This window comes from Leisingera sp. F5, from assembly GCF_001593695.1.
Genome location: NZ_LUKH01000736.1, coordinates 1 through 1,761, shown reverse-complemented (window position 1 = coordinate 1,761; position 1,761 = coordinate 1). Strand labels below are relative to the sequence as shown.

The window sequence follows — 1,761 nt, the reverse complement described above, 5'->3', positions numbered from 1 at the left end:
CCGCAGCAGCGGCACTGGCGCGGAGAGGTCAGCATGCGGGCAAGATGCGCGTCCAAAAGGCGGCCTTTCATCTGGAAGCATAGGAAAAGGCGCGGGCCGTCATGGCCAGCGCCTCCCCATGCACTGTTGGCAGCTCTCATACGCGGATGCCGCCGGAAGTTCAAACCCCCATGAACTGCAAGGGGCGGCGCCTCAGCCGGTGGCCAGTTTCGAGGCGTTCCACGAGGCACCGGGTGCCGGCATATCCTGGATCTTGGCGCTGACACGGCTGCTGCCCTCCAGCGCGTCCAGATACTCGGTGGTCACCCCGGTGATGTAGTTGCCGTCAAAGCAGGAGCAGTCAAAGCCCTGGATGTCCGGGTTGCCTTCCTGCGCCGCCCAGACCAAGTCCTCGAGCTTCTGATAGAACAGCGCGTCAGCGCCCAGTTCGTCGCGGATTTCCTCGATGCTGAGGCCGTTTGCGATCAGCTCGTGCTTGGTCGGCATGTCGATGCCATAGACGTTGGGGTACTTCACTGGCGGCGAGGCCGAGGCGATATAGACCTTCTTGGCGCCGGCATCGCGGCACATCTGCACGATCTTTTTAATCGTGTTGCCGCGCACAATTGAATCGTCGATCAGCAGCACATTGCGGCCCTTGAACTCCAGCGGGATGGCGTTGAGCTTGCGGCGCACCGATTTCTGACGTTCTGCCTGGCCCGGCATGATGAAGGTCCGGCCCACATAGCGGTTTTTCACCAGGCCTTCACGGTAACGGATGCCGGTGGAATTGGCCACTTCCAGCGCCACGGGGCGCGCCGAATCAGGCACCGGGATGATGCTGTCGATTTCCAGCCCTGCGTCTTGGATCTGCTTGGCCAGAGCCTGACCCATGCGCAGCTGGGTCTTGTAAACCGACACGCCGTCCATCATCGAGTCGGGCCGCGCCAAGTAGACATATTCAAAAATGCAGGGGGTCAGTTTGCCCTCGACCGCCTGGAAGGTGTGCATGTTGCCGTCCAGGTCAACCAGAATGGCCTCGCCCGGCTTTACATCGCGGATCTTCTCAAATCCGTTGATGCCGAACGCCACATCTTCAGACGCAAAGCTGAAATCCTCGCCACCGCTTGCTGCCGGGCGTTTGCCCACGGACAGCGGGCGGATGCCGTTGGGGTCGCGGAACGCCAGCATGCCGACACCGGCAATCATGCACAGAACCGAATAGGCGCCCTGGATCCGCTCCATCGTCATCTTGACGCCGGCAAAGATGTTGCGGACGGGGTCCGCATTGCCGTTGACCTTGATCGCGTCTGCGACCTTGTCGGCCAGCACGTTCAGCATGATTTCGGAATCTGAGGTGGTGCGTAGATGGCGGCTGTATTTGCCGGTCACTTTTTCGCGCTGTTCGGCGGTATTGGTGATATTGCCGTTGTGAACCAGATAGATACCATAAGGCGCGTTCACAAAGAACGGCTGCGCTTCGGCCGCACTCAGCGAGCCCGCAGTGGGATAGCGGACATGGCCGATGCCAGTCTTTCCGGTCAGAGTGTCGGCATCCTGCGGGCCGAACACATCCTTGACCAGGCCGTTTTCCTTGCGCTCGCGGAAAAACTCGCCGGTGTAGGTCACAATCCCCGAGGCGTCCTGGCCGCGGTGCTGCAGCATCAAGAGCCCGTCATATATCTCCGCAAAGACATCCGTGTCCCGGCTTGCGATCCCCAAAATCCCGCACATTGGCTGGCTCCAATCCCACTTAGGCTTTGCTGTTCGGTTGCTGATGGA

At 60.5% G+C, this 1,761-nt stretch carries 1 protein-coding gene; it reads right to left on the bottom strand.

Annotation, left to right across the window (positions count from 1 at the left end):
- Window positions 1-192 precede the first annotated feature (192 nt).
- Window positions 193-1,713: an amidophosphoribosyltransferase gene (gene purF / locus A2I95_RS35385; protein WP_291737236.1), complete on the bottom strand. Its 1,521-nt coding sequence runs from the start codon at window positions 1,711-1,713 to the stop codon at window positions 193-195.
- Between the last annotated feature and the right edge of the window lie 48 nt (window positions 1,714-1,761).